The sequence below is a fragment of the Streptomyces sparsus genome (assembly GCF_054776295.1).
In genome coordinates, this window is record NZ_BAAHCA010000225.1 from 1 (window position 1) to 6167 (window position 6167).

Here is a 6167-nt window from a genome sequence, read left to right on the forward strand (position 1 = left end):
GGGCACGGCGTGCGAACCGAACGACTGGAAGCCGATCTGGCAGGCCACGCCGGCGCCGCGCACGGCGTCGGCCATGCGGGTGTAGTCGGCCCAGGTCGCGGCGGGCGGCTTCTCCAGCAGGAGGTGGACGCCGCGCGCGGCGGCGGCCAGGGCCAGTTCGGTGTGGGTCTGGATCGGGGTGCAGATGATCGCGGCGCGGGCGCCGGTCTCGTCCAGCAGCGCGCCGAAGTCGGCGGACTGCCGCGGCGCGGGTCCGTCCAGACCGGCCAGTTCCGCTTCGTCCAGCGGGTGCAGTTCGCAGACGCCGACCAGCCGGACCACGCCCCGCTGCTGGAGTCGGCGGATGTTCGCCAGGTGCCAGCTGCCGTGGCCGCGGGCCCCGGCGAGCACCAGGGGGAGGGGAGCGGTGCCGGTCATGCCGTCCTCCTGTCGGTGCCGCCGCCGGGGACGGTGGCGGCCTCGGAGTGCCCGCGCTGCGGTGCCCGGCGTGCGGCCATGGGTGGGTCGTGCGCCATGGAGGGGTCCTTGTCGTCCGGGCCGGAGCCGGGTTCGGTGGTGGTTCGCCGCACGGCCGTCAGCCCTTCACTGCGCCGGCGCTGAAACCGGTGATCAGCCACTTCTGGATGAAGGCGAAGACGATCACCACGGGCACCGCGGCGATGACACCGCCCGCGGCGAGCGCGCCCAGGTCGACGCTGTCCGCGCCGATCAGCGTGTTCAGCCCCACCGGGATCGTCTGCTTGTCCTGCTCGCTGAGGAACATCAGGGCGAAGAGGAAGTGGTTCCAGCTGTGCACGAAGGCGAAGGAGCCGACGGCGATCAGGCCGGGCCGCAGCAGCGGCAGCACCACCGTGCAGAAGGCGCGGAACCGTGAGCAGCCGTCCACCCAGGCGGCCTCCTCCAGCGTGTTGGGCACGTTCTTGATGAAGCCGCTGATCAGGATGATCGACAGGGGCAGCTGGAAGACCGTCTCGGCGATGATCACGCTCCACAGGGAGTTGATCATCTGGAGGTTCTTGAAGATCTCGAACAGCGGCACCAGCATCAGCGCGCCCGGGATGAACTGCGAGCAGAGCAGCGCCAGCATGAACGGGTTCTTGAGCCGGAAGTTGAAGCGGGCCAGCGCGTAGCCGCCGGCGAGCGCGACGAGCGTGGTGGTGAACAGGGTGCAGACGCCGACGAGCATGCTGTTCTGGAAGAACAGCGCGAAGCTGCGTTCGTTCCACACCTTCGAGAAGTGCTCGCCGGTCATCGGCCACGGCACGAGTGAGGTGGAGCCCGCGGGGCGGAGGGCGAACAGCAGCATCCAGTAGAAGGGGATGAGCGTGAAGACGAGGTAGATGCCGAGTGGCACGTAGATCTGCCAGCGCGGCGCCTCGTCGAACGCCCGCTCCCGGCCGCGCCGCCTGGGCGCGGCGGGCGGCGGAGGGCTCTGCGGGGACGTGCCGGGGGAGTCGGTGCCGTGCTTGACGGCGAGTGCGGCGGTCACTTGTGGTCGCCTCCGAACTTGCTCAGGCGCAGATAGAGGATCGAGCAGAAGAGGAGGATCACGAAGGCGACGGTGGTGAGTGCCGAGGCGTAACCGAAGTCGTGCCCCTCGATACCGGTGTTGGCGACGTAGAGCGGAAGGGTCGTGGTGACGCCGGCCGGTCCGCCGCCGGTCAGGGTGTACAGCAGGTCGACGTTGTTGAACTCCCAGACCGCCCGCAGCAGCGTGGACAGCACGATCGCGTCCCTGAGGTGCGGCAGCGTGATGTGGAAGAACTGGCGCATCCGCCCGGCGCCGTCGACCGAGGCCGCCTCGTACAGCTCCTTGGACACGGACTGGAGGTCGGCGAGGATGAGGATCGCGAAGAAGGGCACGCCCCGCCAGAGTTCGGCGACCACCGCCGCCCAGAAGACGGTTCCGGTGTCGGAGAGCACCGACGTGCCGTACTCGCCGAGCCCCGCGTCGGCCAGGTAGCGGCTGAAGCCCGTGGAGGAGTTGTACAGCAGGATCCAGATGGTGCTGGTGAGCACACCGGAGACGGCCCACGGGGAGAAGACCATCGCGCGGGCGATGCCGCGGCCGATGAAGGTCTGGTTGACGATGAGCGCCAGCGCCAGCCCCAGGAGCAGTTGCAGCGAGACCTGGGTGACGACCCACTTGCCGCTGAAGACGAGGGACGACCAGAACTGGTCGTCGGCGGTGAAGATCCGGACGAAGTTGTCCACGCCCGCGAAGCCGTTCCGCCAGGGCTTGGTGACGTTGTAGTCCTGGAGGCTGTAGTAGAAGACGCTCATCACCGGGTAGGCGATGAAGCCGAGCATCAACAGCCCCGCGGGAGCGATCAGCAGGTACGGCAGTCGGCGGGGGGATGCCGAGCGGCGCTTGGGCGCCTTTGGCGGTGTGGCCACGGCTGCGCCTTGGGCCATGACACGTCTCCGTTCTCCTGTGGTGCCGGGGTGGTACGCGTGGATCCGCGTGCGGTGGGCAGCGGCACCCTCGGTGTCTCGGCGGGCCGAGCGGTCGGTGTGGGTGAGTGGTGCGGTCGGACGCTGGGATCGGGCGGGGTGAGGGGTCGTGCGATCGGTATGGGTAAGGCTTGGTATTGCAGGGAGTAAGCGCTTTCTATCTGGTGCGGGGTGTGCCAGGGACGCAGAAGATGATCAGAGGGTGGGCGTCAGCCCGCGTAGGCGTCGGGTACGTCGCCCCGCCGGGCGAGGAAGGCGAAGTCGCAGCCGGTGTCGGCCTGCGTGATCTGCTCGTGGTAGAGAGCGCCGTAGCCGCGCTCGAACCGGGTTGCGGGGGGTGTCCAGGCGGCCCTGCGGCGGGCCAGCTCCTCGTCCGTGACGTGCAGGTGCAGACTGCGTTCCGCCACGTCGAGGGTGATCAGGTCGCCGGAGTCCACCAGGGCCAGCGGGCCGCCCACGTAGGACTCGGGGGCGATGTGCAGTACGCATGCCCCGTAGCTGGTGCCGCTCATCCGCGCGTCGGACAGCCGCACCATGTCCCTGACCCCTTCTTTCAGCAGGTAGTCGGGGATCGGGAGCATGCCGTACTCGGGCATGCCGGGGCCGCCCTTCGGGCCGGCGTTGCGCAGCACCAGCACGTGGTCCGCGGTGAGGGCCAGGGCCGGGTCGTTGATGCGGCGCTGCATGTCGCGGTAGTCGTCGAACACCACCGCGGGGCCGGTGTGCCGCAGCAGCTCCGGCTCCGCCGCGATGTGCTTGATCACCGCGCCGTCCGGGCAGAGGTTGCCGCGCAGCACCGCCACGCCGCCCTCGTCCGCCAGGGGCTTGTCGCGCTCCCGGATGACCTCGGCGTTGTGCACCCGGGCGCCCGCCAACTGCTCGCGCAGCGAGTCGTGCGCCACGGTGGGACGGTCCAGGTGCAGCACGTCCGACAGCCGCGTCAGGAAGCCCGGCAGCCCGCCGGCGAAGTGGAAGTCCTCCATCAGGTACCGGCCGCCCGGCCGCAGGTCGGCCAGGACCGGAACGGTGCGGGCGATCCGGTCGAAGTCGTCGAGGGTGAGCTCCACCCCGGAACGGCCGGCCATCGCGATCAGGTGGATCACGGCGTTCGTCGAGCCGCCGAGCGCGAGCACGGTGGCCACGGCGTCCTCGTACGCGTCGGCCGTCAGCAGCTGCGACAACGTCAGCTGCCGCCAGACCAGTTCGACGATCCGCAGCCCCGACGCCGCCGCCATCCGGTCGTGGCCGGAGTCGACCGCGGGGATCGACGAGGCCCCCGGCACCGTCACGCCCAGCACCTCGGCCGCCGCCGTCAGCGTCGAGGCGGTGCCCATCGTCATGCAGTGGCCGGGCGAGCGGGCCAGTCCGCTCTCCAGTTCGCTCATCTCGCAGTCACCGATGAGGCCGGCCCGCTTGTCGTCCCAGTACTTCCACATGTCGGTACCGGAACCGAGGATCTCGTTGCGCCAGTGGCCGGGCAGCATCGGCCCGGCCGGCACGAACACCGTCGGCAGGTCCACCGATGCGGCGCCCATCAGCAGCGCCGGGGTCGACTTGTCGCAGCCGCCCATCAGCACCGCGCCGTCGACGGGGTAGGAGCGCAGCAGCTCCTCCGTCTCCATCGCCAGCAGGTTGCGGTACAGCATCGGTGTCGGCTTCTGGAACGTCTCCGACAGGGTCGAGACGGGGAACTCCAGCGGGAAGCCGCCTGCCTGCCAGACCCCGCGCTTGACGGCCTGCGCCCGGTCGCGGAGGTGGGTGTGGCAGGGGTTGATGTCGGACCAGGTGTTGAGGATCGCGATGACCGGCTTGCCCAGGTGCTCCTCGGGCAGGTAACCGAGCTGGCGGGTGCGGGCCCGGTGGCTGAACGACCGCAGCCCGTCCGTGCCGTACCACTGGTGGCTGCGCAGCTCCTCGGGTGTGACGCGGGCCGTCATACGGACCACCCCGCCACCTGGTCGGCGACCTCCCGGCGCTGCGCCTCCGGCAGCACCCGGCTCGGCGGACGCACGTCCCGGCTGCACAGCCCCAGCGAGGCCAGGGCCTCCTTGACCACGGTCACGTTGTCGGCGGACTGCCGGTCCGCGCGCAGTTCCTCGAACCGGCGGATCTGCTCCCACACCTTCATCGCCGCCGTGTAGTCGCCGTCGCGCAGCGCGGCCAGCATCGAGAGCGAGACGCCCGGCGCCACGTTGACCAGCCCGGAGGTGAACCCGGTGGCGCCGGTGGCGAAGTAGGAGGGCGCGTACAGCTCGGCGAGGCCCGCGACCCAGGTGAACCGTTCCAGCCCGGCGTCCCGGGCGAAGGCGCCGAAGCGCGCCGCGTCCGGCACCGCGTACTTCACGCCGATCACATTGGGGCAGCTGTCCGCGAGGGCCGCCAGGCGGTCCCCGCCGAGCAGCGGGTTGCGGATGTAGGGCACCACGCCCAGCTCGGGCACCGCCTCGGCGACGGCCCGGTGGTAGTCGATCCACCCGTCCTGCGACACGTAAGGGTGCACCGGCTGGTGAACCATCACCATGGCGGCGCCGATCTCCCGGGCGTGCTCGGCGGCCGCCACGGCGGTCGGCACGTCGTGCCCCACGCCCACCAGGACCGACGCCCGGCCGCGCGCCTCCTCGACGGTCAGCTCGGTGACGGTGCGGCGCTCCTGCGGGGAGAGCGCGTAGAACTCCCCGGTGTTGCCGTTGGGGGTGAGCACCCGCACGCCGCCGTCGAGCATCCGGCGCAGCAGGGCACGGTGCGCCGCGGTGTCGATGCCGCCGTCGGGGGCGAAGGGGGTCACCGGGATCGCGACGACGTCTGCGAGTGCCGCCTTCAGCGGTGAGAGGTCCATTCGGACTGGCCTTTCGTCGGTGTACCGGCCGTTCATGCCGCGCCACCCCCGTCTTCGTTGTCGGGGAAGGCACGGTGGACGAACGACGCGATGTGGTGGTGCAGGGCCCCGGCCGCCGCTGCGGCGTCCCCGGCCAGCGCCAGCCGCAGGATCTCCCGGTGCTCGGCCGCCTCCCGTTCCCAGGTCGGAACGGAGGCCCAGGCCACGGTGGAGACCAGGGCCGCCTGGTCGCGGAGTTCGTCGAGCATGCGCGCCAGCAGCGGGTTGCCGCAGGGCAGGTACAGCGCTCGGTGGAACTCCCGGTTGGCCAGCGACCGGTCTGCCTTGTCGTCCGCCGAGTCGGCCCGTTCCAGGGCCTCCTGGGCGGCGTCGAGCGATGCCCTGCGGGTGATGGAACGCCGCAGCGCCTCCGGTTCGAGCATCAGCCGTACGTCGTAGACCTCGCGCGCCATGGACGCGTCGACCAGTCGGACGAAGGCGCCCTTGTACTGGCTCATCACCACGAGGCCGCTGCCGGCGAGGGTTTTCAGCGCCTCACGGACGGGGGTCTTCGACACCCCGAACTGTGCGGCGAGTTCGGTCTCCACGAGCGCCTGCCCTGGTCGAAGCTGCGCCGTGAGGATCGCGTGCTTGATGGCCTCCAGCACGTACTGGGTCCGGGACGGGATCGGGGAAGGCGCAAAGGTCATGGGTGAAAGGCTCTCGCATCTCGCGTATCGCGTCTCATATATGACGTACGAAGTACGACGCGATGAAGCTAGAGGCGCGCCGAATGTTTCGTCAACGCTTCTGACAGAAGAAGTTCCGGCGAGATCCCGGCGACCCCACCTGATCCGACGGCGACCGGGCACGCCGGCGGCCCGCACCGGGCCGCCCA

Annotated in this window: 7 protein-coding genes; all 7 read right to left on the reverse strand. The window is 70.4% G+C overall.

The window, feature by feature from the left end; translation table 11 throughout:
- Positions 1–417 (reverse strand): Gfo/Idh/MocA family protein (locus tag ACYVE9_RS12780; RefSeq protein ID WP_461027928.1); only part of this gene is annotated, 417 nt, incomplete at its 3' end.
- Positions 414–569 carry a hypothetical protein gene (locus ACYVE9_RS12785; protein ID WP_461027929.1) on the reverse strand — a complete coding sequence of 52 codons (156 nt, stop codon included), beginning with the start codon at positions 567–569 and terminating at the stop codon, positions 414–416. The genes ACYVE9_RS12780 and ACYVE9_RS12785, both read right to left, overlap by 4 nt.
- 5 nt (positions 570–574) lie before the next feature.
- Entirely contained in the window at positions 575–1489 is a 915-nt protein-coding gene (locus ACYVE9_RS12790; RefSeq protein WP_461027930.1) for a carbohydrate ABC transporter permease, read from the reverse strand.
- Positions 1486–2415: a carbohydrate ABC transporter permease gene (locus ACYVE9_RS12795; protein WP_461027931.1), complete on the reverse strand. Its 930-nt coding sequence runs from the start codon at positions 2413–2415 to the stop codon at positions 1486–1488. The genes ACYVE9_RS12790 and ACYVE9_RS12795 overlap by 4 nt, the downstream gene beginning before the upstream one ends.
- Positions 2416–2663: 248 nt before the next feature.
- Entirely contained in the window at positions 2664–4391 is a 1728-nt protein-coding gene (gene araD / locus ACYVE9_RS12800; protein ID WP_461027932.1) for an L-arabinonate dehydratase, read from the reverse strand.
- Positions 4388–5290, reverse strand: coding sequence for a dihydrodipicolinate synthase family protein (locus ACYVE9_RS12805; protein ID WP_461027933.1), 903 nt, complete (start codon positions 5288–5290; stop codon positions 4388–4390). Before ACYVE9_RS12805 ends, araD begins: the two co-directional genes overlap by 4 nt.
- 32 nt (positions 5291–5322) lie before the next feature.
- Positions 5323–5979 carry a GntR family transcriptional regulator gene (locus tag ACYVE9_RS12810; protein ID WP_461027934.1) on the reverse strand — a complete coding sequence of 219 codons (657 nt, stop codon included), beginning with the start codon at positions 5977–5979 and terminating at the stop codon, positions 5323–5325.
- Between the last annotated feature and the right edge of the window lie 188 nt (positions 5980–6167).